This is a genomic window from Pelagibius sp. 7325, assembly GCF_037652055.1.
Lineage (GTDB): Bacteria > Pseudomonadota > Alphaproteobacteria > Kiloniellales > Kiloniellaceae > Pelagibius.
In genome coordinates, this window is sequence record NZ_JBBKAH010000006.1 from 1 (window position 1) to 26,365 (window position 26,365).

The 26,365-nt window shown below is 67.0% G+C and carries 25 protein-coding genes and 1 tRNA gene; 15 read left to right on the forward strand and 11 right to left on the reverse strand.

Annotation, left to right across the window (positions count from 1 at the left end; translation table 11 throughout):
* The coding region (locus tag WDC82_RS16040; protein ID WP_340118368.1) for a histone H1-like repetitive region-containing protein at positions 1 to 522 on the reverse strand (522 nt) is incomplete at its 3' end.
* 511 nt (positions 523 to 1,033) lie between these two features.
* Here WDC82_RS16040 and WDC82_RS16045 point away from each other — a divergent pair.
* Positions 1,034 to 1,108, forward strand: a tRNA-Val gene (locus WDC82_RS16045).
* Between the two features lie 86 nt (positions 1,109 to 1,194).
* On the opposite strand, the gene WDC82_RS16050 is transcribed toward WDC82_RS16045, so the two are convergent.
* The 3 genes from WDC82_RS16050 to WDC82_RS16060 all read right to left on the reverse strand — a co-directional run bounded on the left by WDC82_RS16050 (position 1,195) and on the right by WDC82_RS16060 (position 4,045).
* A complete protein-coding gene (locus WDC82_RS16050) occupies positions 1,195 to 1,344 on the reverse strand; it encodes a hypothetical protein (RefSeq protein WP_340118369.1) in 150 nt (49 codons plus the stop codon).
* Positions 1,345 to 1,671: 327 nt separating this feature from the next.
* Positions 1,672 to 2,907 carry a YeeE/YedE family protein gene (locus WDC82_RS16055; protein WP_340118370.1) on the reverse strand — a complete coding sequence of 412 codons (1,236 nt, stop codon included), beginning with the start codon at positions 2,905 to 2,907 and terminating at the stop codon, positions 1,672 to 1,674.
* Between the two features lie 166 nt (positions 2,908 to 3,073).
* Positions 3,074 to 4,045, reverse strand: a complete 972-nt coding sequence (locus tag WDC82_RS16060; protein WP_340118371.1) for a rhodanese-like domain-containing protein — start codon at positions 4,043 to 4,045, stop codon at positions 3,074 to 3,076.
* Between the two features lie 302 nt (positions 4,046 to 4,347).
* Here WDC82_RS16060 and WDC82_RS16065 point away from each other — a divergent pair, with 302 nt between their 5' ends.
* Both WDC82_RS16065 and WDC82_RS16070 read left to right on the forward strand, forming a co-directional pair.
* Positions 4,348 to 5,412, forward strand: coding sequence for a peptidoglycan-binding protein (locus WDC82_RS16065; protein ID WP_340118372.1), 1,065 nt, complete (start codon positions 4,348 to 4,350; stop codon positions 5,410 to 5,412).
* Positions 5,413 to 5,554: 142 nt separating this feature from the next.
* Positions 5,555 to 6,028, forward strand: coding sequence for a BLUF domain-containing protein (locus WDC82_RS16070; protein ID WP_340118373.1), 474 nt, complete (start codon positions 5,555 to 5,557; stop codon positions 6,026 to 6,028).
* On the opposite strand, the gene WDC82_RS16075 is transcribed toward WDC82_RS16070, so the two are convergent.
* Complete coding sequence (locus tag WDC82_RS16075) at positions 6,025 to 6,735, reverse strand: SOS response-associated peptidase (protein WP_340118374.1); 711 nt, start codon at positions 6,733 to 6,735, stop codon at positions 6,025 to 6,027. The genes WDC82_RS16070 and WDC82_RS16075 overlap by 4 nt on opposite strands.
* A 521-nt stretch (positions 6,736 to 7,256) precedes the next feature.
* On the opposite strand from WDC82_RS16075, the gene WDC82_RS16080 reads away from it, so the two are divergent.
* Both WDC82_RS16080 and WDC82_RS16085 read left to right on the forward strand, forming a co-directional pair.
* On the forward strand, positions 7,257 to 9,059 hold the full coding sequence (locus WDC82_RS16080; RefSeq protein WP_370661559.1) for a ribonucleoside-diphosphate reductase subunit alpha: 1,803 nt from the start codon (positions 7,257 to 7,259) through the stop codon (positions 9,057 to 9,059).
* A gap of 334 nt (positions 9,060 to 9,393) precedes the next feature.
* The gene (locus tag WDC82_RS16085; protein ID WP_340118376.1) at positions 9,394 to 10,353 is read left to right on the forward strand and encodes a ribonucleotide-diphosphate reductase subunit beta; all 960 of its coding nucleotides are present in this window, start codon (positions 9,394 to 9,396) and stop codon (positions 10,351 to 10,353) included.
* Between the two features lie 211 nt (positions 10,354 to 10,564).
* Here WDC82_RS16085 and WDC82_RS16090 read toward each other — a convergent pair whose 3' ends face one another.
* Positions 10,565 to 11,689, reverse strand: coding sequence for a hypothetical protein (locus WDC82_RS16090; RefSeq protein ID WP_340118377.1), 1,125 nt, complete (start codon positions 11,687 to 11,689; stop codon positions 10,565 to 10,567).
* Positions 11,690 to 11,782: 93 nt separating this feature from the next.
* The gene (locus WDC82_RS16095) at positions 11,783 to 12,229 is read right to left on the reverse strand and encodes a VOC family protein (RefSeq protein ID WP_340118378.1); all 447 of its coding nucleotides are present in this window, start codon (positions 12,227 to 12,229) and stop codon (positions 11,783 to 11,785) included.
* 182 nt (positions 12,230 to 12,411) lie between these two features.
* Between WDC82_RS16095 and WDC82_RS16100 the strand changes: the two genes are divergently transcribed.
* The 7 genes from WDC82_RS16100 to WDC82_RS16130 all read left to right on the forward strand — a co-directional run bounded on the left by WDC82_RS16100 (position 12,412) and on the right by WDC82_RS16130 (position 20,284).
* The gene (locus tag WDC82_RS16100; protein ID WP_340118379.1) at positions 12,412 to 12,738 is read left to right on the forward strand and encodes a metalloregulator ArsR/SmtB family transcription factor; all 327 of its coding nucleotides are present in this window, start codon (positions 12,412 to 12,414) and stop codon (positions 12,736 to 12,738) included.
* Between the two features lie 52 nt (positions 12,739 to 12,790).
* Entirely contained in the window at positions 12,791 to 13,729 is a 939-nt protein-coding gene (locus WDC82_RS16105; protein ID WP_340118380.1) for an acyl-CoA desaturase, read from the forward strand.
* Between the two features lie 154 nt (positions 13,730 to 13,883).
* Complete coding sequence (locus WDC82_RS16110; protein ID WP_340118381.1) at positions 13,884 to 16,226, forward strand: xanthine dehydrogenase family protein molybdopterin-binding subunit; 2,343 nt, start codon at positions 13,884 to 13,886, stop codon at positions 16,224 to 16,226.
* Positions 16,223 to 17,074 (forward strand): 3'(2'),5'-bisphosphate nucleotidase CysQ, encoded by an 852-nt coding sequence (cysQ, locus tag WDC82_RS16115; protein ID WP_340118382.1) that lies wholly within the window; start codon positions 16,223 to 16,225, stop codon positions 17,072 to 17,074. The genes WDC82_RS16110 and cysQ overlap by 4 nt, the downstream gene beginning before the upstream one ends.
* A gap of 192 nt (positions 17,075 to 17,266) precedes the next feature.
* Complete coding sequence (locus WDC82_RS16120; RefSeq protein WP_340118383.1) at positions 17,267 to 18,790, forward strand: hypothetical protein; 1,524 nt, start codon at positions 17,267 to 17,269, stop codon at positions 18,788 to 18,790.
* Between the two features lie 491 nt (positions 18,791 to 19,281).
* Positions 19,282 to 19,713, forward strand: coding sequence for a PaaI family thioesterase (locus WDC82_RS16125; protein ID WP_340118384.1), 432 nt, complete (start codon positions 19,282 to 19,284; stop codon positions 19,711 to 19,713).
* A 10-nt stretch (positions 19,714 to 19,723) separates the two neighbouring features.
* Positions 19,724 to 20,284, forward strand: a complete 561-nt coding sequence (locus WDC82_RS16130; protein WP_340118385.1) for a GNAT family N-acetyltransferase — start codon at positions 19,724 to 19,726, stop codon at positions 20,282 to 20,284.
* On the opposite strand, the gene WDC82_RS16135 is transcribed toward WDC82_RS16130, so the two are convergent.
* Entirely contained in the window at positions 20,257 to 20,448 is a 192-nt protein-coding gene (locus WDC82_RS16135) for a hypothetical protein (protein WP_340118386.1), read from the reverse strand. The two genes, WDC82_RS16130 and WDC82_RS16135, sit on opposite strands and share 28 nt — an antisense overlap.
* Positions 20,449 to 20,458: 10 nt before the next feature.
* On the reverse strand, positions 20,459 to 21,370 hold the full coding sequence (locus WDC82_RS16140) for a LytTR family DNA-binding domain-containing protein (protein WP_340118387.1): 912 nt from the start codon (positions 21,368 to 21,370) through the stop codon (positions 20,459 to 20,461).
* Positions 21,371 to 21,784: 414 nt separating this feature from the next.
* Between WDC82_RS16140 and WDC82_RS16145 the strand changes: the two genes are divergently transcribed.
* Positions 21,785 to 22,708, forward strand: coding sequence for a dienelactone hydrolase family protein (locus WDC82_RS16145; RefSeq protein WP_340118388.1), 924 nt, complete (start codon positions 21,785 to 21,787; stop codon positions 22,706 to 22,708).
* Between the two features lie 121 nt (positions 22,709 to 22,829).
* On the opposite strand, the gene WDC82_RS16150 is transcribed toward WDC82_RS16145, so the two are convergent.
* Both WDC82_RS16150 and WDC82_RS16155 read right to left on the reverse strand, forming a co-directional pair.
* The gene (locus tag WDC82_RS16150; protein WP_340118389.1) at positions 22,830 to 23,432 is read right to left on the reverse strand and encodes a hypothetical protein; all 603 of its coding nucleotides are present in this window, start codon (positions 23,430 to 23,432) and stop codon (positions 22,830 to 22,832) included.
* Between the two features lie 2 nt (positions 23,433 to 23,434).
* Positions 23,435 to 23,758, reverse strand: coding sequence for an enoyl-CoA hydratase-related protein (locus tag WDC82_RS16155; protein ID WP_340118390.1), 324 nt, complete (start codon positions 23,756 to 23,758; stop codon positions 23,435 to 23,437).
* 265 nt (positions 23,759 to 24,023) lie between these two features.
* On the opposite strand from WDC82_RS16155, the gene WDC82_RS16160 reads away from it, so the two are divergent.
* Together WDC82_RS16160 and WDC82_RS16165 are read left to right on the forward strand one after the other, a co-directional pair.
* A complete protein-coding gene (locus WDC82_RS16160) occupies positions 24,024 to 25,307 on the forward strand; it encodes a multidrug effflux MFS transporter (protein WP_340118391.1) in 1,284 nt (427 codons plus the stop codon).
* 75 nt (positions 25,308 to 25,382) lie between these two features.
* Positions 25,383 to 26,105, forward strand: a complete 723-nt coding sequence (locus WDC82_RS16165; protein WP_340118512.1) for an orotate phosphoribosyltransferase — start codon at positions 25,383 to 25,385, stop codon at positions 26,103 to 26,105.
* Positions 26,106 to 26,365 lie beyond the last annotated feature (260 nt).

Below are 26,365 nucleotides of genomic sequence, written 5' to 3' on the forward strand. Positions count from 1 at the left end.
GCGGGCGGTCGTCTTACGCGCCGTGGTCTTCTTCACAACGCGCTTCTTGGCGGCCGTCTTGCGAGCCGGGCTCTTGCGAGCGGTCGTCTTGCGGGCGGTCGTCTTACGCGCCGTGGTCTTCTTCACAACGCGCTTCTTGGCGGCCGTCTTGCGGACCGGGCTCTTGCGAGCGGCGGTCTTACGGGCGGTCGTCTTGCGCGCCGAGGTCTTACGAGCCGTCGTCTTCTTGGCGGCCGTCTTGCGAGCCGGGCTCTTGCGAGCGGTCGTCTTGCGGGCCGTCGTCTTACGAGCGGTCGTCTTCTTCTTGGCAGCCGTCTTCCGAGCCGGGCTCTTACGAGCCGTCGTCTTCCGAGCCGTGGTCTTGCGAGCCGTGGTCTTGCGAGCCGTGGTCCGCCGGGCCGTGGTCTTCCGGGCAGCCGTCTTGCGAGCCGTGGTCTTACGGCGCGCGGTGGTCTTCTTCGCGGTCTTGCGGACCGCTTTAGTACCAGACTTCCGGGAAGCCTGTTTGCTAGCGATAGCCATTGCTATTTCCTCGTCTAACTCCATAAACCCAAGTGGATTTCGGCTAATGGCGATTGCTTCTTATCCCGATTCAATTAACAAACGATTACCATTACACCTCTTGGATAGACTGGCGACAGTAGCGACTATTCCAAACTTATGTCGAATCCCGTCTATTGACCGGCTTATCTTGATCCTATTTATCCTATTGGTTTAAAAAGGAAAATGATGGGATTTCCTGCCTGATGGCAAGGCAACCCCTTGGTCTAAGCGGCATCTTTCGAGGTAAGTTTACAAAGACATCTTCATGCGAGACCTTGGCGGCGACCTGGGCACTCGCGGATTGTTTCTTGCCAGTAACGAGACTGCCTTCATGCCCCATTACTGGGGCACCGAGGCGAGTGCCTGGAGCCCGCAAAGGGATGCTTGATCAAAGGGGAAACGACGGGTCTGGCACGCTTGACAGGCCGTGGCACCTGGCCTAAATCACGCTTCCCTTTGCTTTCGGCGCCTTTCGGAGGTGCCTTGCGACGGGCGATTAGCTCAGCGGGAGAGCGCTCGCTTCACACGCGAGAGGTCGCTGGTTCAATCCCAGCATCGCCCACCATCCCTCGTCTGCGGCATCCATAGCGGCGCCTTCGCGGCCCGGACGGGACACGGCTGTTCGAGCGAACGTCGGAGATTTCCAGCGATTCAAGCAGACTTGTCTGACGGCGGCTGGTTGCTATCGGCCGCCGATTGATAGAGATCGGCATCGCGCCGCAACCTGCGCAGCCGCAGAACCTCGTCGAAGCTGCGCAGCGGCCGCTTCAGATAGGGGCTGATTTCTTCTTCGCGTCGCATGACTTGAAGTACGGCGCCGAAGCAGACAGAGGTTCACGCGGGCCGCAGAAATCGACGGGCGCCGGCCTCAGCCTTCGCGCCAAGCGGTGGTGGACTTGCAACGTTTGCAGACGCGCTCTCCAGGCCAGCCGCTCTCAAAGCGGTCCCGGCACATCAAGCAGCGCCGCTTTTTCACCTTCGGCGGATCACTGGGCCGGGGCTTGCTGAGAGTGGCTTGCTTCATGGTTTTTTAGATAGGGTGCAATTGAGCCTATTCAAGCGCTTAGGGGTACTGCTTCCGCGCAGGAATGCAATCATGGCGCGAAATTCGCGCGATTTTCCGTCTGATCAGGCTGCCTGGGGCGTGGAGCGAAAGGAGAGGCCGCCGGCGAGGCCGAACAGCGGGCGCAGACCGGTACCCAGGTAGCTGCCGGCTAGGCCCGAGACGAACCACAGCCAGCCGTGCAGGCTGCCGGAGGCGATCCCGCTGAAGTAGGCGCCGACGTTGCAGCCGAAGGCGAGACGGGCGCCATAGCCCATGAGCAGGCCGCCGAGGGCCGCCGCCAGCACCTGGCGCCAGGGCAGCCGCCAGGCCGGGTTGAAGCGACCGGCGAGCCCCGCGGCCAGGAAAGCGCCGGCCAGCACGCCGAAATTCATCACCGAAGTGCTATCGGCGAAGACCGAGGCAGCCAGAGCCTGGCTGGGGAAAGGCCAGGTCCAGAAGGCGTAGGCCGTGAGGTCGACACCGAGGGCCTGGGCCAGCTTGCCGCCCCACAGGGTGTAGCCGAAGCTGATCGACCAGGCATGGCCGGCGGTGACCAGGGTGACGGCGTTCAGCACCGCCAGGGCGACCGCGCCCCAGATGAGGGGCCAGGGGCCGCTCACCAGGCGGCGGGCCAGCGAGCCGCCGGCAGGGCCGCCCGCAGGGGTTGCCGCAGGACCGATGCCGCGCCGCCGCTCGACCACGCGGGTCAGCAGGACGATCGCCGCGAAAACGGCGAGCTGCGCGGCGAGTGCCGGGACGAGGCCCCAGGCCTGCAGGACGGAAAGGCTGCCGAGACTGGGCGCCTGCAGCCACCACGGCATGTGTGCGGCGCCGATCAGCGAGCCGACCATGAAGAAGATGAGGGTGAAGACCATCTTGGTCGAGCCGCCACCGACCGTATAGAGGGTGCCGGAGGCGCAACCGCCGGCCAGCTGCATGCCGATGCCGAAAAGCGCCGCGCCCACCGCGACGGAAACCCCGAAAGGCGCGACGGCGCCGCCGACGTTCACGCCGATGGCGCTGCCCTCGGCGATCAGCGGGAAGAACAGCAGGGTGGCCACCCCCAGCATGACCATCTGGGCGCGCAAGCCCTCGCCGCGGCCCTCGGCCAGAAAGACGCGCCAGGCCGAGGCGAAACCGAAGGCAGCATGGTAGAGCACCAGCCCCAGAGCACCACCGAGCAGGAACAGCCAGGCGAGCTTGCCACCCGTCGCGCCGGCGATGTAGAGGGCGCCGCCCGCCAGCAGCAGGAGGCCCGGCACGGCGACCCGCCAATCGGGGCCCACATCGGGGCGCGGGATCGAAATGGAAGAACTCATCGCATCGGACTTCCTGAGGGCACCGGCTGATGGAGCGGGGCCCGCCGACGCGGGCTCCGGCAAGCCGGGAATTCTGTTATGGAACGGGCAGCGGCCGCTGTCGAGGCTGACGCACGGCACTGTGAGCGCCCTTGACCGGCGACCGGCCGCCACCCCGAGCGGGTGCTCAGTTGGTGGCGGCACCCAACTGCAGCGGGCGGTCCGCCTCGGCGGTCCAGTCGACCATGGAGCCGTCATAGACCCGCGCGCTCTTGCGGCCCAGGACTTCGCTCTGGAGGAACCAGGCCAGCGCCGACCAGTGGCCGGTGTTGCAGAAGTAGATCACCTCGCTGTCCGCGTCGCTGCCGGCCTCGGCAAGGCCGAGTTCCGCCAGCAGGCCGGCGGCCCGGGCGGCATCGACGATACGCCCGCCCTCGGCAAGCCGGCTTTCCGGCAGTGAGAGGGCACCGGGGATGGTTCCGGCGCGCTTGGCCCAGGTGTGGCGCGTCTCGCCGGTGAAGTACTCGGCGGGCCGCGTGTCGACCAGCGGCCGCCCGGCCGCCTGCGCCGCGGCGACTTCTTCCCGCCCGGCCAGGATGTCGTCGCGCAGTTCGACCGTGAAGATGTCCGGCATTGGGTCGACCCAGCCGGTCTCCACGGGGTTGGCCGAGTCCGCCGCATAGGCACGGTAGCCGCCGTCCAGGATGGAAACGCGGTCATGCCCGGCGACCTTGAAGGTCCAGTAGACCCGCGCGGCGCTGCTGTAGTCGTGGGCATCCTCGCCGCCGGAGACGATCACCACGTGGCTGTCGTTGGAAATGCCCAGCTCGCCGATCAGCGCTTCCAGGGTTTCCGGCCGCGGCAACTGGGCCGGCACGCCGTCGATCTCCGTGCGCCAGCCCGATTTCAGGTAGTTGCTGTAGACGGCGCCGGGGATATGGCCGGCGCGGTAGACCGCCTCCGAACCGCTGCTCAGTTCGTTGCGGACGTCGAGTACCACCAAATCGTCGCGGCCGTTGTTTTCCAACAGCCACGCGACATCGACCAGGGGCCGCGGTGCCGCTTCGGCGGCGGCGGACTGCGGCACGGCGATCTGCAGCAGCGCGGCGAGCGCGGCAAAGGCGGCAAATCGGCGCACCAGCGGGGAACGGGCGAGCATCGTTGACCTCATCGCAAGGGGGGATCGTCTTAAATCTATCATCTCATATTGTGAAATAATATAAAAATACAATATTTTACCGTTGATTATGACGCTAATTTGCCCCTTGTGGTTTCGCCGCACAGTCGATTGAAGGGGAAAATTGGGGCCGCACGGGGTGCCGGCATTTTGGTATTCATAGGGGAAGCCTCTTCCGCGGCCGAAACGCGGGACAGCGCCGGTCGTCGCCCGGGCGCCGCGCGCGGCCGGTGGGGGATGCGATAAGCGGGACCGGAGCGTGGGCCCGCGCGAAGGGGAGTGTGATGAAAGAGCTGATGGTTCGGGGTGAACGGCTGGCTCGGCGTGCGGCGCGCCGGTTCTGTGCCCCTGTCCTGCTGTGGGCGCTGATCGGGCTGGCGGCCGCGGGCTGTTCCGACGTGAAGGACTCGCTGGAGAACGCCGACAAGGGGCTGTCCGGGGCGCTGAACGGGGAGGATGCGGCCGAGTTCGAAGGCCTGACGGGCAGCGCGCTCAACGATGCGCTGTACGACAGCGGCCTGCGCCTGCAGCGCGAAGGCAACGACGCGGAAGCCGTCCGGCGTTTCCTGCAGGCGGCCGAGCGCGGTCATGGACCGGCCGCCTACGAGCTGGGCGAGGCCTATAATGAAGGGCGCGGCATCGACAAGGACCTCACCGCCGGCGCCAAGTGGATCAACGCCGCCGCCGCGCGGGGCGAGCCGCGCGCGCAGTACGCCGTCGGCGCCGCGTACTACAACGGTGCCGGTGTGGAACAGGACTACCTGCGCGCCGCCGATTACCTCGGCAAGGCCGCCGAGCAGGGCCACGGCGACGCGCAGTTCCTGCTGGGCGAGTGCTACGCCAACGGCCGCGGCGTGACCAAGAACCTGTCCTGGGCGGCGCGCTGGTACGGCAAGGCGGCCGAGCAGGGCCACCCCGACGGCGCCTTCTCCTTCGGCGTGGTGCAGGCCGCCGGCCTCGGCCTGCCGATCAACACCACCGCCGGCTATGCCTGGCTCGACATCGCCAGCGACCGCGGTCACCGCCAGGCGGCGGACGTGCGCGCCGCCATCGCCAACAAGATGTCCCCGGCGGAGCTGGAGGCCGGCAAGCGGCGCGCCAAGGCCTTCGCGCCCCGGAAGGATACGGGCGACGAGGCCGAGTTCGCCGACAAGCCGACGGTCATGTACGTGCAGCACAGCCTGAACCAGTTGGGCTTCAGTGCCGGCGCCGTCGATGGTCTGATGGGCCCGCGCACGCGCAGCGCCATCGCCGCCTACCTGAGCAGCCTCGGCGACGCCGCCGCCGCCGCGGAGATCACGCCGAGGCTGGTGCAACGCCTCTTCGAGAGCCGGCAGAACGCCGCTTAGCAGCGGCAGGCCTCGAAAGCGGATCTTCCCACAGAGGCCGCCGCCCTCTCCGCTTGCGAAATTTTAACGCCGAGGGTGTATCCAGAAGGCCTGCCGGCCCCGTCCCGGCGCAGCCTCAATCGACCGCAACGGTGCCCCCATCATGGACAGCGCGCCCGCAGAGTCCTGCTACCGCCTGCTGTACGTCAGTACCGCGCGGCATTTCCTCTCGCCCGATGAGATCGAAGCCCTGCTGGTGCAGTCCCGCGCCAACAACGATGCGGCCAGCCTGACCGGCATGCTGGTCTATGTCGACGGCCATTTCATGCAATACGTCGAGGGGCCGCAAGCGGCCGTCGAAGCGCTTTCCCAGCGGCTGGACGGCGACCGTCGCCACCACGGCATCATCCGGCTGCTCGGCGGCCCCTGCGCGCGCCGCGCCTTCCCGGACTGGTCAATGGGCTACCGCGGCCTCAAGGACGACGAGCAGGAGCGCGCGCGCGGCCTGATCAACCTCGCCAAGCAGACGCTGCGCGGTGCGCTGCCGGCCGACGTGCCCGAAGAACTGATCCTCTTCATGGAAAGCTTCTACCGCCACAGCGTGGAACTGCGCGAGCGCGATTTCGGCCGCGTCTAGAACAGATCCAGCTGCGAGGGCGCTTCGGGCAGTTTCTCCTCGCGCAGCAGGCCAGCGTCGTCCTCGCGCACCGCGTTTACCCGCTTGGAGACCGGGGTCAGCGTGACCGCATCGTCCGGCAACGGCTTCAGCAGCGCTTCCAGCGCCGCGCGCGGGCTGGCCGGGTCGAGCCAGGGACCGACCTGATCCGGCGTCAGGATCACCGGCATGCGGTGATGCACCGCCGCCATCTTCGTATTCGCCTCGGTGGTGATGAGGGCGCAGCCGCCCTGGGGATCACCGGCCGGCTCGCCCTCCCCCGTCGCCTTTACAGGCTCCCAGATCGCCGCGAAGGCGAAGGGCGAGGCGTCACTGAGGCGCACCCAGTAGGGCTGGCGGTTGCCGCCCTGGCGCCATTCGTAGAAGCCGTCTGCGAAGACCACGCAGCGCCGCCCGGCGAAAGCGTCACGGAACGAGGGCTTCTCGGCAACGGTCTCCGCCCGCGCGTTGATCAGCGGGGCGCCCTGGCGGTCCTCTTTCGACCAGTTCGGCACCAGGCCCCAGCGCATCCACAGGAAGCGACGCTGCGCCTGGGCGTCGCGGACCATCGCCGCCACCGCCTGGCTGGGCGCGATGTTGTAGCGCGGCTCCAGGTTCGGCAACTCGAGGAAGCCGAAAAGACGTTGCACCGCCTCGGGCGGCGCCGTCAGCAGGAAGCGGCCGCACATGGTCAGAAACCCTCTCTAGGTACACCGAAAAAAGCGCAGCCGCAGCCGGGGCGAACAGGCCGGCGGCGAATTCTTGTGGGTAACCCGCCCGGCGGCCTTGCGGCAACCGCATCGGACGCTACTATGGTAAATGTTCTTGGTATGTTCACGATGACAGATTCAAGACGACCGGTATAGATTGGGGGCCATATGTGGTGTGGGGCCACGGGCATCGGCCCCAGATATTGTTACCACAATTCACGCCAAGATCTTCCACAAGCTGTGGACTGAGGGGAAAAAGCATGGATGGATCGGGGATTTTCGGCCAGTCGGCGGCGGGCGAAAGCGACACCAAAACTGGCCTGGAATCTGTGGATAACGCACCGCAGCTAGGAAGACAAGCCGCAACCCCGACCCCCCAGCAGGCGACCCTGCCGTTGCAGGCCGCGAACGACGACGCGCAGCCGGACGACGAGGAAGAACTTCTCGGCGCCGGCCAGATTCGCGACGAGTTCCAGAACGAGCGTGGCATCAAGGTGCACATGGACCGCAGCCGCGACGCCAACCTGACGATCTTCGGCAAGGCGACCCTGAGCGACCGCTATCTGATGCCGGGCGAGTCCTTCCAGGACCTCTTCGCCCGCGTCGCCGCCCACTACGCCGACGACAGCGCCCACGCCCAGCGGCTCTATGACTACATCTCGAAGCTGTGGTTCATGCCGGCGACGCCGGTGCTGTCCAACGGCGGCACCACCCGCGGCCTGCCGATCTCCTGCTTCCTCAACGAGGCCGGCGACAGTCTGGACGGCATCGTCGGGCTGTGGAACGAGAACGTCTGGCTGGCCGCGCGCGGCGGCGGGATCGGCAGCTACTGGGGCAACCTGCGCTCGATCGGCGAGCGGGTCGGCCACAACGGCAAGACCTCCGGCATCATCCCCTTCATCAGGGTCATGGATTCGCTGACCCTGGCGATCAGCCAGGGCTCGCTGCGCCGCGGCTCGGCGGCCTGCTACATCCCGATCTCGCATCCGGAAATCGAGGAATTCATCGAGCTGCGCCGGCCGACCGGCGGCGACCCCAACCGCAAGGCCTTGAACCTGCACCACGGCGTGGTGATCAGCGACGCCTTCATGCGCGCGGTGGAGAAGAACGAGGAATGGGGCCTGACCAGCCCGAAGGACGGCGCCGTCATCCGCAAGGTGCGCGCCCGCGATCTGTGGATCCGCATCCTCACCGCCCGCATCGAGACCGGTGAGCCCTACATCATCTACGGCGACCACGTGAACCGGCACATCCCGGAGCATCACAAGCTGGCCGGCCTGACCGTGAAGATGTCGAACCTCTGCAGCGAGATCACCCTGCCGACCGGCGTCGACCACCACGGCGTCGACCGCACCGCCGTCTGCTGCCTCTCCTCGCTGAACCTCGAGACCTACTTCGAGTGGCACGAGGAAGAGAGCTTCATCGAGGACGTCATGCGCTTCCTCGATAACGTGCTGCAGGACTTCATCGACAAGGCGCCCGAGGGCATGGCGCGCGCCAAGTATTCGGCGATGCGCGAGCGCTCGGTCGGCCTCGGCGTGATGGGCTTCCACTCCTTCATGCAGGCCAACGGCATTCCGCTGGAAGGCGTCATGGCCAAGGTGTGGAACAAGAAGGTCTTCGCCCACATCCGCAAGGGCGCCGACGCCGCCTCCAAGAAGCTGGCCGAGGAGCGCGGCGCCTGCCCGGATGCCGCGGAGTTCGGCTTCATGGAGCGCTTCTCCAACAAGATGGCGATTGCGCCGACGGCCTCGATCTCGATCATCTGCGGCGGCGCCTCGCCGGGCATCGAACCGATCGCGGCCAATTCCTTCACCCACAAGACGCTGTCGGGCTCCTTCAACGTGCGCAACAAGCACCTGGCGGCGCTGCTGGAGGAAAAGGGTCAGAACACCGAGGAGGTGTGGACCTCGATCACCATCAACGGCGGTTCGGTGCAGCACCTCGATTTCCTCAGCGACGACGAGAAGGACGTCTTCAAGACCGCCTTCGAGCTGGACCAGCGCTGGCTCATCGAGCACGCCGGCGACCGCGCGCCGTTCATCTGCCAGGCGCAGTCGCTGAACGTCTTCGTGCCGGCCGACGTGCACAAGCGCGACCTGCACCAGATTCACTATCAGGCGTGGAAGAAGGGCGTGAAGAGCCTCTACTACTGCCGCTCCAAGTCGATCCAGCGCGCCGAATCGGCCATCCCGATGACGCCGACGGCGGCGGTCCCCTATCTCGGCAAGATCGCCTCCAAGGGCGTCGCCGCGGCAGCCGCTTCCACCACCGACTACGAGGAGTGCCTCGCCTGTCAGTAGACCTCCAGTAGATCGGGGCCGCGACCGCCCCGAGGCGGGCGTTCGCGGTCTGGCGTGACCTTCGAAGGACCTGTCGCGGGCGCTCGACGCCCCGGGCACTTCGGGGGGTGCAAGGGGCCGGTGGTTCGGGGGGACCGCCGGCCCCTACTTCCCGCGGCCCCAGCTTTCACGGGCCCTGATTTTAGCGCCCGTTATCCCCGCTTTTCAGGAGCAGTTACCGGTTTCCCCCGACGCCTGATCTTGTATTCAATAGTCCCCCTATGATCGACCAACCGGCGGCGGCGCCCCTGACCGAAGAGCGCGCGCCAAGAGAAGTAAATGGAGGCCCTGCCCGATGTCGCTGCTGGATGCCAGCCCCGTCTACAAGCCCTTCCGCTACCCCTGGGCCTATGACGCCTGGCTGATGCAGCAGCGCCTGCATTGGCTGCCCGAAGAGGTGCCCCTGGCCGACGACGTGAAGGACTGGAACCGCAACCTGACGGATTCCGAGCGCAACCTGCTGAGCCAGATCTTCCGCTTCTTCACGCAGTCCGACGTCGAGGTGAACAACTGCTACATGCGGCACTACAGCCGCGTGTTCCAGCCGACCGAAGTGCAGATGATGCTGTCCGCCTTCTCCAACATGGAGACGGTGCACATCGCCGCCTATTCCTACCTGCTGGATACCATCGGCATGCCGGAGGCCGAGTACTCCGCCTTCCTCCACTACAAGGAGATGAAGGACAAGTACGACTACATGCAGGAATTCGGCTGCGACACCAAGGAGGACATCGCCAAGACCCTGGCCGTCTTCGGCGCCTTCACCGAGGGCCTGCAGCTCTTCGCCTCCTTCGCGATCCTCTTGAACTTCCCGCGCTTCAACAAGATGAAGGGCATGGGCCAGATCGTCACCTGGTCGGTGCGCGACGAGTCGCTGCACACCCAGTCGGCGATCCGCCTGTTCAAGACCTTCATCGAGGAGAACCCGGAGGTCTGGAACGACGCCTTCGAGAAGGATCTCTACAAGGCCTGCGAGACCATCGTCACCCACGAGGACGCCTTCATCGACCTTGCCTTCGAGCAGGGCGCCATCGAGGGCCTGGAGCCCGGCGACGTGAAGGCCTACATCCGCTACATCGCCGACCGCCGCCTGACCCAGCTGGGCCTGCAGCCGATCTACCGCACGGAGAAGAACCCGCTGCCCTGGCTGGACGCCATCCTCAACGGCGTCGAGCACACCAACTTCTTCGAAAATCGCTCCACCGAGTATTCCAAGGCCGCCACCCAGGGCAGCTGGGAAGAGGCCTTCGACTAAAGAGTGGCCGGCGCCTCTCAGCGCAACCCGCCACAGCCAGCTTTGTCATCCCGGCACCTGTTGCCGGGATCCATGGACCTAACCGCCCGCTCGGTGCCGGTCGCCGATGCCACTGGGCCCGCGGGTCAAGCCCCGGGACGACAGCGGTGCGGTCGCACCTCTCTCGCCTCCTCTCCCACCGTCACCCTCGGGCATGACAGTTGAGAGCGCGCTATCCCTGCCTTGCCTCGATCATCGCCTCACGGCAGCGCTTGTAGCGCGCTGATGCCGTGTAGTCGATCTTGTAGCGGGTCCGGACGTAGCCGATCAGCGACAGCTTCGTGCAGGCGAAGTAGTGGTCCCTCACGGCATGAATGAGGCAGTCGCCGAACGTCACCGCATGCGAATTCTGGTAGCAGCTCCGCAGGTGCCACGTGTCTTGATTGCTGTAGTTGCGGATTTGCATGTCGAGGGAACGAACCAAAGCAGCCCGCTCCCCTTCCAGTTCCTCGGCACTGAAGCATTCCCCAAGGTCCCGCGGCAATTCGCGTTGATCCTCAGCATTCCATCCCATGGCCAGCAACCGCCCGGCAACGGCGAGAGATCCCGGCACGGGGCAGTCCTCTGGTCCCGTGAAGTCACGCCAGAACAACTCCGAAGCGATACCTGCGACATATGGATCGGCTTCCGCCATGCCGAGAGCGAAATAGGCAGTCAGCAACGCCTCGCCCTCGGGCGTACCTGATTCGCCTGATCGAGAAATTTCGAGGATGTCGAAAGCGCCTTTGATCATGCGCAGGTTGCCGATCTGCTGGCTGCCCTTGCGAACCGCCTCATCGGTCAGTTCGTCGCCGCAGTCGTAGCCGCCTAAGGTGCAAAGCCAGGCGAGGCGCCAGTAACGCGCGCCGGCTTCGCCCCACGCGCTTGGCCGATCTTGAACAGCGCGCAGCAGCAGGCCGAAAGCATCCTCCGCCGAGAGCCGCACGGCCTTCTCGTCCGGAGTCAACATCCAGGCGCTGTAGTCCGGCCAGAAGCGCGATTCGGCGAGCTGGAAGATGCCCTCTTCGTCGCCAGCCGTTGCCGCCTGCTCGAAGGCCGCGACCGCGGCCTCGTAGTCGCGCTCTTCATACAGCGGATCGGAAGAGAGATAGCCGAGCAGCACGTCGGCCTCGGCCACGCCCTGAGCGCTCAATTCCTCCAGGATCACCTTGGCCTGCGTGTCCTTCAGATCGGCGAAATGCTGCGCCGCCTGCTTGATCCGCGCATCCACGTCCGACGCCGCGGCGGCGGGCGTGGCAAAGCCCGCCATCATCACCACCCCGGCCAATACGGCAGCTTTCAAGACTGACTCGGACACACTCTCCCCCTTCCCCAATCTCCCAAGACCTCCAACCTTAACGTTCAATATCCGGGGAGTCCCGTCTCCGGAGGTGGTGCCGGAGCCCCGCCCCTACGCCGGCGCCTCCAGCGACACCCTGCCGTCGTCCCGAAGCGTCCAGAAGGGGTTCCAGGCGACTTCCCAGGGGTGGCCGTCGGGGTCGGCGAAGTAGCCGGCGTAGCCGCCCCAGTCGGTCTTCTCCGCGGGCTTCAGGACGAGACCGCCCGCCGCCGCGGCCTCCGCGAGGACGGCATCCACCTCGGCCTCGCTGCGGGTGTTGTAAGCGAGGGCGAGGCCGCCGAAGCTCTGGCCGGGCTCGATCGCGGCCAGGGTCAGCCGGCCGTCCGCGGCCAGGCTGTCGCGGCCCCACAGCGCCAGGATCATGCCGCCGAGCTGGTAGAAAGCCACCTCTGCTTCGACCCCGCCGTTCCGGCTCCAGCCGAGTCCTTCCTCGTAGAACTTCCGCGCCCGCGCGAGATCGCGGACGCCCAGGGTTACCAGGCTCAACCTTTGTTCCATCGCGCACCCTCCTCTTGCCGGGCCGGGTAGCCTAGCGGGGCAGGCTCGCGACAATCTCCTGTCAATTGCGGACTGCAGCCCTCGCCAAAGCGGTCCAAGCCCTTGGGTTTTCAGCCACAATAATTTATAATTGCCTATATAGGCAAATAGCTATATAGGTATTTTCCGAAGAAGGAGAACACATGGACAAGATCTTCGAAGCCCTGTCGTCAACCAGCCGGCGCAAGATCCTCGCCTATCTCTCCGAGGGTCCGATGCACGCCGGCGACGTCGCGGCGAAGTTCGATCTCTCGCAACCAACCGTCTCCAAGCATTTGCGGATTCTGGAGGAGGCCGGTCTGCTGGTTTCCACCCGGCACAAGAACTTCATCCGCTACGAGGTGAAGAAGGACGTGCTGGTCGGGCGGCTGTTCGACTTCATGACCAACTTCTGCAGCGTGTCCCAAGAACTGAAGCGTGAAGCAATCGAGAAGCTGAAGGCGGAAGAGGCCGACGAGAAAAAGGCCTGAGGTCCGGCTGCGCGGCGCTCGCGTTCACGCCCGATCGAGGAGGGTTTTCGCGATGTCGCAATGTATCTCGACCAAACGGGTCAAAGCCGGTCCGGGTGTCGACGCCAGCGAAGGAACCGTGCGCTGGCGTCCGATGAAATCGCTCTGGGTCTCCGGCATGACCGTCGCCGGCGTCGGCGGTGCCTTCCTCACCTTCTCCTGGGATGCCCTCGCCCTTTTTCTGGTGACCACCAGCATCACCATCTGCGCCGGCCACTCCGTCGGCATGCACCGCCTGCTGATCCACCGCAGTTTCAAGGCCCCGCGCTGGCTCGAGTACCTGCTGGTCTGGCTCGGCGTGCTGGTAGGCATGGCCGGCCCCTTCGGCATGATCAAGGCGCACGACCTGCGCGACTGGGCACAGCGCCAGAAGCACTGCCACGACCACTCCAGTCACCGCCGTCCGTTCCTGATCGATGCCTTCTGGCAGATGCACTGCGACCTCGAACTGGCGCATCCGCCGCGCTTCGTGATCGAAGAGGAAGTCCGCAACGATGCCTTCTACCGCTTCCTCGAACGCCACTGGATGGCGCAGAACGTCCTGCTGGGCGTCGTCTTCTTCGCCATCGGCGGCCTCCCCGGAGTGATCTGGGGCGTCTGCCTGCGCGTCGCAGTGTCGCTGACCGGTCACTGGCTAATCGGCCACTACGCCCACCGCCGGCCGCAGGGTCACTGGTATGTCGCCGGCGTCGCCGTGCAGGGCTTCAACGTGCCCTACGCCGGGCTCATCACTTTCGGTGAGTCGTGGCACAACAATCACCATGCCTTCCCCTCCTCCGCACGCCTGGGACTGGAGCCGGGGCAGGCCGACCCCGGCTGGTGGTTCATCCTGGGATTGAAGAAGCTTGGTCTCGCCTCGGACATCCAGACCCCCGAGACCCTGCCGCCGCGCTGGGAACTGCGCCGATTGCACGGCGACGACGCCATCGCGGCGCAGCCGGCAACTGCCTGACCCCGCCCGAACAGGCGGCACACGAACGACCGCAACCCGGCCCCTTCGCACAGAAGCGTCACGACTTTCTCCTTGGTCGCGGGCGGGGCGGTCGCCTATCATCGGGGCCATTCCTCACTCGTAGACCCATCTCATCACGGAGAACCTTTAAGCCATGGGGCGATTTGGCGTAGGCCAGGGCCTGCGCCGGGTGGAAGACCTGCGCTTCCTCACCGGCGACGGCCAGTACAGTGACGATATCCGGCTGGAGGGGCAGTGCCACGGCGTCGTGGTGCGCAGCCCCTTCGCCCACGCGACGATCACCGCCATCGATCTGGACGACGCCAAGGCGGCGCCCGGCGTGCTGGCCGTCTACACCGTCGAGGACCTGGATGCCGACGGCGTCGGCAACATTCCCTGCCTGGTGCCCATGCCCGGCAAGAACGGCAGCAAGACCGTCATGCCGCCGCGCCCGGCGCTGGCGCGCGGGCGCGCGCGCTTCGCCGGCGACCCGATTGCCTTCGTGGTCGCCGAGACCGCGCAGCAGGCGCGCGACGCCGCCGAACTGGTGATGGTCGACTACGACACCCTGCCGGCGGTGACCGACACCAAGACCGCCAGCGCACCCGGCCAGCCGCAGGTCTGGGATGAGGCGCCCAACAACACGAGCCTGGTGTGGGAGGCCGGCGACGAGGCCGGTACCAAGGCCGCTTTCGAAAAGGCGGCGCACGTCACGCGGCTGGAGTTCGTGAACAACCGCATCGTCGTGAATTCGATGGAGCCGCGCGCGGCCATCGGCGACTACGACAAGGCGAGCGAGACCTTCACCCTCTACACCGGCTCGCAGGGCTCGCACCGCTTCCTGGCGCCGCTCTGCGACAGGGTCTTCAACATTCCCAAGGAGAAGATGCACGTCATCACGCCGGACGTCGGCGGCGGCTTCGGGATGAAGATCTTCGTCTACCCCGAGACCGTGCTGGTGCTCTTCGCCGCGCGGCGCCTGGGCCGCCCGGTGCGCTGGAATGCCGATCGCGGCGAGGGCTTCCTCAGCGATACCCAGGGGCGCGACCACGTTAGCCTCGCCGAACTGGCGCTGGACGGCGATCACCGCATCCTCGGCCTGCGCGTCACCACCACCGCCAACATGGGTGCCTATCTTTCCAGCTACGCCCCCTTCATCCCGACCGGCTGCTATGCGCCGATGCTGAGCGGGCTCTACACGATCCCGGTCGGCTATGCCGAGGTCACCACGGTGTTCACCAACACCGTGCCGGTCGACGCCTATCGCGGCGCCGGGCGGCCCGAGGCGGCCTACCTGGTGGAGCGCCTGATCGACGCCGCCGCGCGCGACGTCGGCATCGCGCCGGACGAGCTGCGCCGGCGCAACTTCATCCCGCCCCAGGCGATGCCCTACACCACCGCCTTCGGCGAGACCTACGACAGCGGCGACTTCCCCGGCATGCTGGCGCGCGGCCTCGCCGCCGCCGACCATGCCGGCTTCGAGACGCGCCGCAAAGAGGCCGCCGCCGCCGGCAAGCTGCGCGGCCTGGGCTTTGCCTGCTACGGCGAGGTCTGCGGCTCCAACGGCGAGGAGACCGCGCGCCTGAAGGTGAAGGACGACGGCGGCATCGAACTGTGGATCGGCACCCAGTCCAACGGCCAGGGCCATTTCACGGCCTATACGCAGCTGATCGCCGACAAGCTGGGCGCCGAGCCGGATCAGATCACCGTGCACCAGGGCGATTCCTGGGACCTGCCGCAGGGCGGCGGCACCGGCGGCTCGCGCTCGCTGCTGATGGGCGGCCAGGCCATCGACGGCGCGGCCGACAAGGTGATCGAGCGCGCGCGCAAGATCGCCGGCCACCTGCTGGAGGCCGCCGAGGCCGACATCGAGTTCGTCGAAGGCCGCTTCACCGTGGTCGGCACCGACAAGTTCGTGAATCTGGGCCAGGTCGCAAAAGCCGCCAAGGAAGACGGCGCGCTGCCCGACGGCATGAAGGGCGAACTACAGGACCAGCATCACCTGGTCGCCGGCAAGCAGACCTATCCCAACGGCTGCCACCTCTGCGAACTGGAGGCCGACCCGGAGACCGGCACGGTGAAGATCGTGCGCTATACAGTGGTCGACGATTTCGGCGTCATCGTGAACCCGCTGATGGCCGCGGGCCAGGTGCACGGCGGCACCGCCCAGGGCATCGGCCAGGCGCTGCTGGAACACACGGTCTATGACACCGAGGGGCAGCTGCTGACAGGCTCCTTCATGGATTACTGCATGCCGCGCGCCGACGATCTGCCCGCCATCGACCTGACGCTGGTCGAGGACACGCCCTGCACCACCAACCCGATGGGCGTGAAGGGTGCCGGCGAGGCGGGCGCCATCGGGGCCTGCCCGGCGGTCATCAACGCGCTGGTCGATGCGCTGGCGCCGCTCGGCATCCGCCACGTCGACATGCCCGCGACACCGGAGAAGGTGTGGCGCGCGATACACGATGCCCAGCAGCGGGAGGCCGCGGAGTGAGTGAGTCTGACAAGAAGTCGATCGAAGAGCTGCTGAACCAGGACGAAGCCGGCGCCGAGGACATCGTCTCGGTGCTGCGCCTCATCGCCGAGCGCGCCGGCAAGATCATCCTCGCCTACTACGTGGAAGAGGAAGACATCGAGGTGCGCGAAAAGGACGATGCCTCGCCGGTCACCGATGCGGACGAAGCGGCGGAGACCTTCATCCTCGGCGCGCTGAATACGCTGACGCCGGATATTCCGGTGGTCGCCGAGGAAGCCATGGCCGCCGGCGAGATGCCGGTGATCGAGGGCAACCGCTTCTGGCTGGTCGACCCGCTGGATGGCACCAAGGAATTCATCAGCCGCAACGGCGAGTTCACCGTGAACATCGCCCTCATCGAAGACGGCCAACCCGCCGCCGGCGTGGTGCACGCCCCTGCCCTGGCCATGACCTGGGCCGGCGTCTGCGGCGAGGACGCCGAGGGCAACAAGACCAGCGGGCGCGCGGTCTACGCCGAGACCGACAAGCCGCTGATGGACATCCGCGCCCGCGAGATCCCGGCAGAAGGCGCCGTGGTCGTCGCCAGCCGCCGCCACGGCCAGGGCGAGGAGCTCGACGCCTTTCTTGCCAAGTACAAGGTGGCCGACAAGGTCTCCGCCGGCTCGTCGCTGAAGTTCTGCCTGGTCGCCACCGGGCGCGCCGATCTCTACCCGCGCTTCGGACGCACCATGGAGTGGGACACCGCCGCCGGCCACGCCGTGCTGCTCGCCGCCGGCGGCCAGGTCTACACCCTGGACGACGAGCCGCTGGACTACGGCAAGCCCGGCTTCGAGAATCCTCACTTCTACGCGGTGGGTGCGGAATAGCAGCCTGAGCGGACCCGCCGCCGCCGGAACTTCCGCCGCCATGTCGCGGAGTTCTGCGCCGGCGGAGTCGGCCTTTTAGACAAAACCCGGCTTTTCCGAATCGTTCACGCCTTGCGCCCGACAATGCCGGCCGCATGAACGCTGCGGCTACGCGAGGGCGCTAAGCCCCTCGCCCGCCGGGGGACGAACGACGTGAACGACATGGCCAGTATCGTGGCGGAGCCTGCGGCTCGCGAGGGCATCCCGCTTGACCTCGCGCCGCTGCTGACGCCCTACCGGCAGCACAAGCGGCTGACGGTTCGCGTCGTCTACCTGCCCGCGCGGGCCGAGCTGACCAGGGGCGCGAAGAACGAGGACGCCAGCTGGTCGCTGACGCCGGCGGATCTCGACGGCCTTGCGCTGGTGCTGCCGGACGACGTCGAGCCGCCGGCGAGCGTCGCGATCCGCATCGTGGTCGTCGACAAGAACGAAAACGCCTCCATCGTCGGACAGTTCGAGGTACCGCTGCCGCGCAGCGCGCGGCGGATGAAGCCGCGCGGAGACATCGGAGACGGCCAGGCGCTGGCGGCGGACTGGCAGCGCCGCATGGACCGCCGGGTCGCCGCCGCGCTGCGTCTCGGCCGGCGCAGAACGGCAGAGGCACTGGCCGCGGCCGAGACACAGTGGCAGACAGAAAATGCCGCGCGCCTCGGCGCCCAGGCAGAAGCCCTGGAGCGGACGTGGCGGCAGAAGCTCACCGACGAGCTGGATGCAGCGCGCGCCGCCTGGGAAGCCGAGTTGGCGCAGGCCAGCGGGGCGACCGTCGCCGCCGCGGTGGCCGAAGCGGAACGCAACGCGGCGGCCGCCGCCGAGATTCGTCTTCAGGAGGCGCAGGCCGAATGGCGCCGCGAGGCCGAGCGCGACATTGCGGCGGCGCGCCAGCAGGCGGCCGATGCGCAGGCCGCCGCCCGGCAACTTGAAGCCGGCCGCACGGCGGCGGAGGCGCAGTGGCGGCAGGAAAGCGACGCTCGCCTCGCCGACCAGGAGCAGGCGATCGAACTGGCGTGGCGGCAGAAGGTCGAAGACGCGCGCAGCGCCCGCGACGCCGCGCAGGCCAAGGCCGAAGACGCTGCACGCAAAGCCGAGGCTCTCGCGCGGGAACTCGAGGCGGCGCGAACCGGCCTCGCCGCCGCTGAAACGCAGCAGACCGCCGACGACATCGAGACGCGCGTGGCGCAGGAGATCGAGCGGCGCCTCGCGAAGGCGCGAACGGAGTGGCGCAAGGAAAGCGAGGCCGAGCGCGCCGAGGCCATCGAACAGGCCGAGCGGCGCACGCAGGGTCTGGCAGAGTCCCGCCTGCGGCGGGCGCGCGAGGATTGGCAACGCGAGGCACAGGAGGCCCTCGTCGTGGCGGAAGGCAAGTGGAAGGCGGAAGCTGCGAGGCGGCTCGCGACGGCGCAGGCGGAGTGGAGTCGCAGCAACGAGGCCAAAGCGACGGCGGGCCGTGGCATGCTGCGGCGCACCGCACGACGCCAGGGCAGGAGCCAGATCTGGCGCCGGGCGGTACAGCTCGGCGCGCTCGCAGGCAGCGCGACCGCGCTCTTTTTCCTCTACGTCGAGTTCGAGCCGCTCATCCGGCTGTGGACGCCCAAGCTCATCGCACTGGCGAGCGATCTGGTCGGCACGGCCTGGACCGAGGTGCAGTCGTTGGCAGCGGGGATCTTCGCGCGCCTGTAACTCGGGCGACGCTATCGGCAACCGTCGCTTCCTTTGCTCGCCGGCATAGGCAATCTTGCGGTTAGCATGGCGCATTATATCGCCGTCCCTCTTTTTTGCTGCGGGACGGCAACCGGCTTCGCCGCGACGCCGGTTGCCCCGCAATTCGCCACCAATTCCAATCGATTGCCGGCGACGCCCCTGCTTTGCATCTGCAGCACGGGCGGGCAAAGCGCAGAAATCCGCCGATATTCCTAGTCCCAGCCTCTTGACCGGTGCACGCGATGAGTCGCAAGCTATCAGCACGTGGCCGGGGAAAACCGGTGACGATATAGCCGCCGCAAAGCCTGTGCGGTGACTCGTCAGGAGGTTCCTTAACTACCGCGGTGGGAGCCGATCCTGTCCAACGAGAGCAAATGACCGGGGCCGCCGCGCCCCGGTCTAGCTTTATGGGCAAACCTCTCATCAGCCTGCATATGGACAGCCGGGGCGCGAAGCGGCAGTCTGCGGCCATGCCTGATTCGACAAAGCCCCCCCAAGACGTCGACCCGCTGCGCACCCATGGTGGCTTCGCCGACCTGGTCGGCTACACGCTGGAGACCTGGGAGCCGGACCTTGCCGAGGTCACTCTGACGGTCGACGCACGCCACCTGAACCGCAGCGGCGTCATGCACGGCGGCATGCTGACCACGCTGGTCGATACCGCCTGCGGCTATTGCGGCTGCCACGCGCCCAAGGGCGAGACGCCGAAGCGCGCGTTCACCCTGTCGCTGACCACCAACTTCGTCGGTGCCGCGCAGCACGGCCAACGCCTCGTCGCGCGTGCGCGCCGCACCGGCGGCGGCAAGTCGGTGTTCTTCGCCGACTGCGAGGTGCGCGACCAGGACGGGCGCATGATCGGCACCGGCCAGGGCACCTTCAAGTACATCACCCTGCGCAAGTGACGCCGCAGCGATGGAAACCCTGGAGACGGCGCGCCTCATCCTGCGCCCGCGCGACATGGGCGACTTCGCTGCCTGCCTCGCCATGGACGGCGATCCGGAAGTCATCCGCTACGTCGGCCCACCGTGGTCCAACGCGGCGGAGCACCGGGATTTCCTGCGCCGGCGCATCCAGGAACCTTGTGCGCCCGGACTGGGGTACTGGTCGATTTTCGCCAGGGAAGATCCGACGCGCTTTCTCGGCTGGGTGATGCTGTATCCCTGCGACGTCGCCGGCGCCGAGGTAGAGATCGGCTGGCGCCTGAATCGCGCCGCCTGGGGCAAGGGCTACGCCACCGAGGCCGCTGCGCCGATCCTGGCGCTGGGCTTCGCCGAGGGCGACATGGCCTCGGTCGTCGCCGACATCCATCCCGACAACCATGCGTCCCGGCGCGTCGCCGAAAAGATCGGCCTCGTCTTCACCGGCATGGTCGACTACCACGGCGAACCGGCACGGCGCTACAGCATCACGCGTGCGGCGTTCGACGCCTGCGCGGCATCCTCATCTCAGCCGAACAGCACGACCAGGCCGTAGACGACGGCCGCCAGCGCCAGCACGAGCACACGTCCAGTCAGCTGCTCGCGTCCCTCGGCCAGGCGCAGGCGCCGAAGCTCCACCGGCGAGGCCGCCTGCTGTTCCAGCTGCATGCGCAGGCGGGCCGCGGCCAGCTCGCCCTCGTAATCGGCACCGCCTACCATCGCGCCCCCATCAGGCGACAGTATCGAGACGCGCGCCATAGCGCCGCTGCACGTCGTCGGCATGGCGTGCGCTGACCGGCACCTGCTCGCCGTTGCGCAGCACGATCCTGAGACCGCGCTTGCCGGACTTCAGCGCGGCGACGCCGGCATCGGCAACCCAGAAGGAGCGGTGCACCTGCAGCCCGGAGAGCCCGTCCAGCTCGCGCAGCGCGTCGCCGAAGCGGTAGAGCGTGGTGGGCGCCCCCTCGGCGGTGATCGCCCGCACGTAGTGCTCCTGCGCCTGCACCGCAAAGAGCGGGCCGGTCACCGGCGGATCGAAGCGCGCGAGGAAAGCGGGGGGCGCCGGCGGTGCCGGGCGCAACAGCTGCGGGCGCGGCGCGGCGGCGGGCGATTCTTCGACCACGGCCTTCGCCGATCCGCTGCCCTGCAGGATCAGGCGGGGGGCGACAATGAGGGCGCAGAGCGCCAGGTGATTGTCGAGGTGGTAGAGCGATTCGAGGGCAAAGAGCGCCGCCATGGCGCCGGCCGAATAGGTTGCGCCGCTGGCGTCCAGCCCGAAGCCGGCCGCACCGGCGCCCCAAAGGCTTTGCTCGGGAGCGTTGAGCTCCGGCAGACCGAGCAGCAGATCCAACATGGTCACGCAGAGGGTAAACAGCGGCAGGGTCAAGAGGGCGGCGGCCGGGACCAGCCAGGGCCATTTCACCTGCGGCGTCAGCGGACTCAGCTCCAGCAAGGCGAGAGCGCCGGCGAACAGCAGATAGGCCATGAGCAGGCGGCCGATCCAGTAGGCGTAGCCGGCGACCAGCGGGAAGTCGGCCAGGGCCTCGCGCTGGTGGCCGCCCAGCAGAATGGCGGCGACCAGCGTCACCGCAAGGCCCCATAGGGGCCAGGGAAGGCTACCGGCGGCGCCGCGCAGGATCATTTCGGGCACTCCCAAAGAGCGCAGGAGCATGACATTTCATGCAGCATGAAAATGTTACCCGAAGATAAGCCGCCGTCGAGACTGACTTTTTCGTGAGCGCCCGTGCAGTCGCCCCGCGGCTTGCGGTTTCGAGAAATTTCCACCGCCGGACGCTATCCGCCGACGGGGACCGACGCTAGAGTTGGCGCAAGAAGGGGGCGATTCCCAATGGCTTCGCCGATCCTCGGGAGGACAAGTCAGGGAAAACGGGCGCCCCGCAACGAATTGCGCCCTCGATCTCCGGACAGGGTTTTTGCGATTCATCCCCTCTTGCCCCTGGGGACCCGCCGCCCCCTTCGCCTTTTCCGGTCCACCCTGCCGTCCACCATAGGGCCGTCCACCATAAGGCCGCCCACCATAGGAGTGCCGAGCAAGATGTCCGCGTCCCCCCGACACCACACTGGCAAGAAGTCTCCTGGCGAAACGGCGTCGCCGCAGATCACCCAGGAGATGATCGATCTCTACGACGAGTACACCCATCTGACCCTCGATCGGCGCCGCTTCTTCGACCACCTGACGCGGGTTGCCGGCGGCACCGCCGCGGCCTGCGCCCTGCTGCCCATCCTGGAGAACAACTATGCCGAGGCAGCGATGGTGGCGCCCGACGACAGCCGGGTCGCCACTGAGACCATCACTTTTCCCGGCGCGCACGGCGAACTGACCGGCTACCTGGCGCGACCGGCCGGCGAGATGGGCAAACTGCCTGCCGTGCTGGTGATCCACGAGAACCGCGGCCTCAACCCGCACATCGAGGACGTCACCCGCCGCATGGCGCTGGAGGGCTTCGTCGCGCTGGGAGTCGACTTCCTGTCGCCGGCCGGCGGCACGCCCGCCGACGAGGACAAGGCACGCGAGATGATCGGCCAGCTCGACAGCGCGCAGACCATCGAGAATGCCGTCGCCGCGGTGGACTACCTCGCCGGGCATCCGGCCACCACGGGCAAGGTTGGGGCCGTCGGCTTCTGCTGGGGCGGCGCCATGGCCAACCAGGTGGCGGTGAATTCGCCGCAGGTCGCCGCCACGGTCGCCTACTACGGCCGCCAGCCCTCGACCGACCAGGTGGCGAAGATCAAGGCGCCGATGATGCTGCACTATGCCGGGCTCGACGAGCGCATCAACGCCGGCATCCCCGACTTCAAGTCGGCGCTGGACGCCAGCGGCGTCAGCTACGAGATGTTCACCTACGACAATGCCAACCACGCCTTCAACAACGACACCAACGCGGCACGCTACGACGAGAAAGCCGCCGAGGTGGCGTGGAACCGCACCGTGACCTTCTTCAAGGATCAGCTAAGATAGGTTCCGCCGGGCGGCCAGGTAGGAGAGAACCGCCCGGGCATACCCCCAAGGGAAATTCTCTGGGGCGGCGCGGCGGCTGAGCGGCCCAAGCGCCGCCCCCTTTTTTGCTGCATAAGCGAAATCAGCGTGCCTGATCGGCTGGTCTTTGCTGATGCCGCAGCTGCCTCTTGGCTGCTGCAGCCTTCGCGGGGTTTTCCGATTCTGCGAGTGCCCGGAGTTTCCCGATGGCCGCGTCGGTGTTGATAGCGCCAAGGGCCCAGCAGCACTTGGCCGCAAGAGCACACGCCTCATCGTAGGCCAGATAGTCCAGATCCATCAGCGCGACCTGATAGAGAGGGTCAATGCTGCTGGGATCGCGCAGCTCCATGAGGGCCACCGCAAAGTCTTCATGATTCTCGTGCCAATCCTCGGTCAGCAAGGCATTCAACGGGGCGAGGCAACCCCGCGGAAATCCGAACTCCCATCCCAAGAGGTTTGCAAGTTCGGCCTCTTTCGCATCCCGGTTCTTCAAGGCGCTGTTGAGCAAGTCGCAAATGTGGTCCGGGTTCTTCCGCAGATCGACCGGGTACTCTCTCAGAAACTTCTGAAGAGCCAGCCACTTAAGGAGCCGCAGGGCACTGTTGCGGCCAATCCGCGAGAACAACCGGTGTCCGTTAACGACGCGATCGATATCGTGCTTGCGGACACAGTATGCGAGAGCCGCGTCGAAGTGCTCCTGCTTCATCCTTACTTCCCCCCGAAGGTCGGCTTTTCCTTGGCCAGGAAGGCGCGGATGCCTTCGCGGTAGTCGGCGGTTTCGCAGGGCAGGAGCGGCTCTCGCCAGTCTTCTGCGGTCGAGATTTCCGGACGCAGCGCCTGCTTCGCCAGGCGCTTGTGCCAGCGTGCGGTGAGCGGCGCGCCGGCGGCGATGCGTTCCACCATCGCCGCCGCCTCGGCCTCAAGCGCGTCGTCGGCCACCACGCGGGTCAGCAGCCCCTTGCTTCCCGCAGGCCCTGCCCCTTCGACCTCGATACAATCGCCTGCCTGCCGCAGGTTCATCGCGTCCGCCATACCGCCTCTCAGTTTCTGAATCCCGGCCTTCCGCCGACTGCGCGCCAGCCTAGGCCGCACCGGCGCTTTGCGAAAGCCCCCAACGCCTGCAAGGACTTAATGTCGCTCCTGTACGGTGGACAGGCGCCGCTGCTGCGACCATATTGGCATCCATGCACTGCGTCGCGACCCGCTCGGGATCCCCTCCTCAGTGCGTTGCAACGTTTTCTTCGGGGCCGGCTTTACCCTTTAGCCACGCCCCCGGCTTCGACATTCCGGACGGTTCATGAGCGCCCCCGCGCAAACGACAAACAGTGCCGGTTCCGCCGCCGGCCCGGGCGGTCCCGTGCCGCCGAGTGGCTCCGCACCGCGCCCGTCGCTGGCGATCCTCATTGCGGTGACCGCGCTGGGGCCGATGGCGCTGAACATCTTCATCCCCTCCATGCCCGGCATGGTCCAGGTCTTCGCCACCGACTACGGCACGATCCAGCTGACCCTGACGCTCTATCTCGCCGGGATCGCCGTGTCACAGCTGTTCATGGGCCCGCTGTCCGACCGCTTCGGCCGCCGGCCGGTGCTGCTGGGCGGCGTGGTGGTGTTCCTGGCCGGCAGCCTAATGGCCGCGCTGGCCGATTCCGTCCTGCTGCTGATCGTCGGCCGCGTGGTGCAGGCGGTCGGCGGCTGCGCCGGACTGGTGCTGGGCCGCGCCATCGTGCGCGACACCCACAGCCGCGAGGAATCCGCCAGCATGATCGGCTACATCACCATGGTGATGGTGGTGGCGCCGATGATCGCTCCCTATCTGGGCGGCCACCTGGATGTGTGGTTCGGCTGGCGCGCGTCCTTCTTCACCGTCCTGGCGGTCGGCGCGGTGGTGCTGGTCTTCGCCTGGCTGCTGCTCCACGAGACCCATCACCACCGCCACGCCGGCGACGGCCCGCTGGCGATGCTGCAGGGCTTCGGCATCCTGCTGCGCGACACTGCCTTCACCGGCTACGCGCTCAACGTGTCCTTCTCCACCGGTGCGTTCTTCGCCTTCCTCGCCGGCGCGCCCTACATCATGGTCGAGATTCTCGATCGCCCGCCCAGCGAGTACGGCGAGTACTTCATGCTGAACGCGCTCAGCTACATGGCCGGCAACTTCGCCTCCGGGCGCCTCGCCACCCGCGTCGGGCCGGACCGCATGATCCTCGCCGGCTGCCTCGCCGCGCTGCTGGGCGTCGCGCTGCTGACCGTGCTCGCCCTGACCATCGAGATCGTGCCGCTGGCGATCTTCGGCCCGGTCATGCTGGTGGGCATCGGCAATGGCTTGAGCCTGCCCAGTGCCACCGCCAGCGCCATCTCTCTGCGGCCCGACCTGGCGGGCACGGCCTCCGGTCTCACCGGCTTTCTGCAGATGGCCGTCGGCTCCTTCGCCACCGTCGTTGTCGGCCACCTGCAGGACGACACGGTGTTCCCCATGGTCGGCGTGATGAGCGCCTCGGCGATCATCGCCTTGCTCGGCTACCTGCTGGCCCGCACCGCCCTGGAATTGCGGCCGGCCGCAGCCGGTGCCCCCGAAGGCGACTGACGGCGCGGCCGCCGATTGTCACGGCCGGCCATTGGCTATAAACAGGGCCAGTCACGACAGAGGGGTTCCGCCATGATGCCGACCGCCAGCGCTTCGTCGCGCGAGATCGCCGAAATCACCGCCCGCATCCTGCTGGAGATCGAGGCGGTGCTGTTCCGCCCTGACGAGCCCTTCATCTTCACCTCAGGGCGGGCCAGCCCGGTCTATGTCGACTGCCGCAAGATCATCTCCTTCCCGCGCGCCCGCGCCCAGCTGATGGACTTCGCCTGCGACATGATCACGCGCGAGGCGGGCTATGAGTCCATCGACTGCATCGCCGGCGGCGAGACGGCGGGCATTCCCTTCGCGGCCTGGATCGCCGAGCGCCTGGGCCTGCCGATGCTTTACGTCCGCAAGAAGCCGAAAGGCTTCGGACGGGACGCGCAGATCGAGGGGTTCCTCCCGGAAGGCAGCCGGGTGCTTCTGGTCGAGGATCTCGCCACCGACGGCGGATCGAAGCTGAACTTCGTCGACGCGATCCGCAAGGCCGGTGCCGAGATCGCGCATACCTTCGTCATCTTCCACTACGGCATCTTTCCGGAGGGCGTTGCGGCACTGGCCGAGAAGGGCGTGAAGCTGCACGCTCTTGCCACCTGGTGGGACGCCCTGGCCGCCGCCGAAAGCATCGGCTACCTCTCCGGCGCCCAGGTCGAGGAGGTGCGCAGCTTCCTGCAGGATCCGGAAAGCTGGTCGGCCGCGCACGGCGGCACAGAGACGGGTGGCAAAGAGACGGCCGGCAAGGAAGCCGAAGGCGCCTAGGGCGGATCACGATCCGCCCGACTTCAAGACGACGCAGCAGAGTCACACGGTCCCGGTGCAGCATGGAATCGCCGCTGACGATTCCGGCCCGGCCATGATCCGAGCTGAGACCCGCGGCCCGAAATTTCCATAGCGAGAGCGCGCGGAAAGCGCAAATGGGGCAGTCGCCGCCCCTGTCGCACGAGGACGGTTGCTGCAAGCTCCCAGTCGTCGTGTTGCCTGCGCGATATTAACCATACTTGCTTCTATTTTTTGTCCAG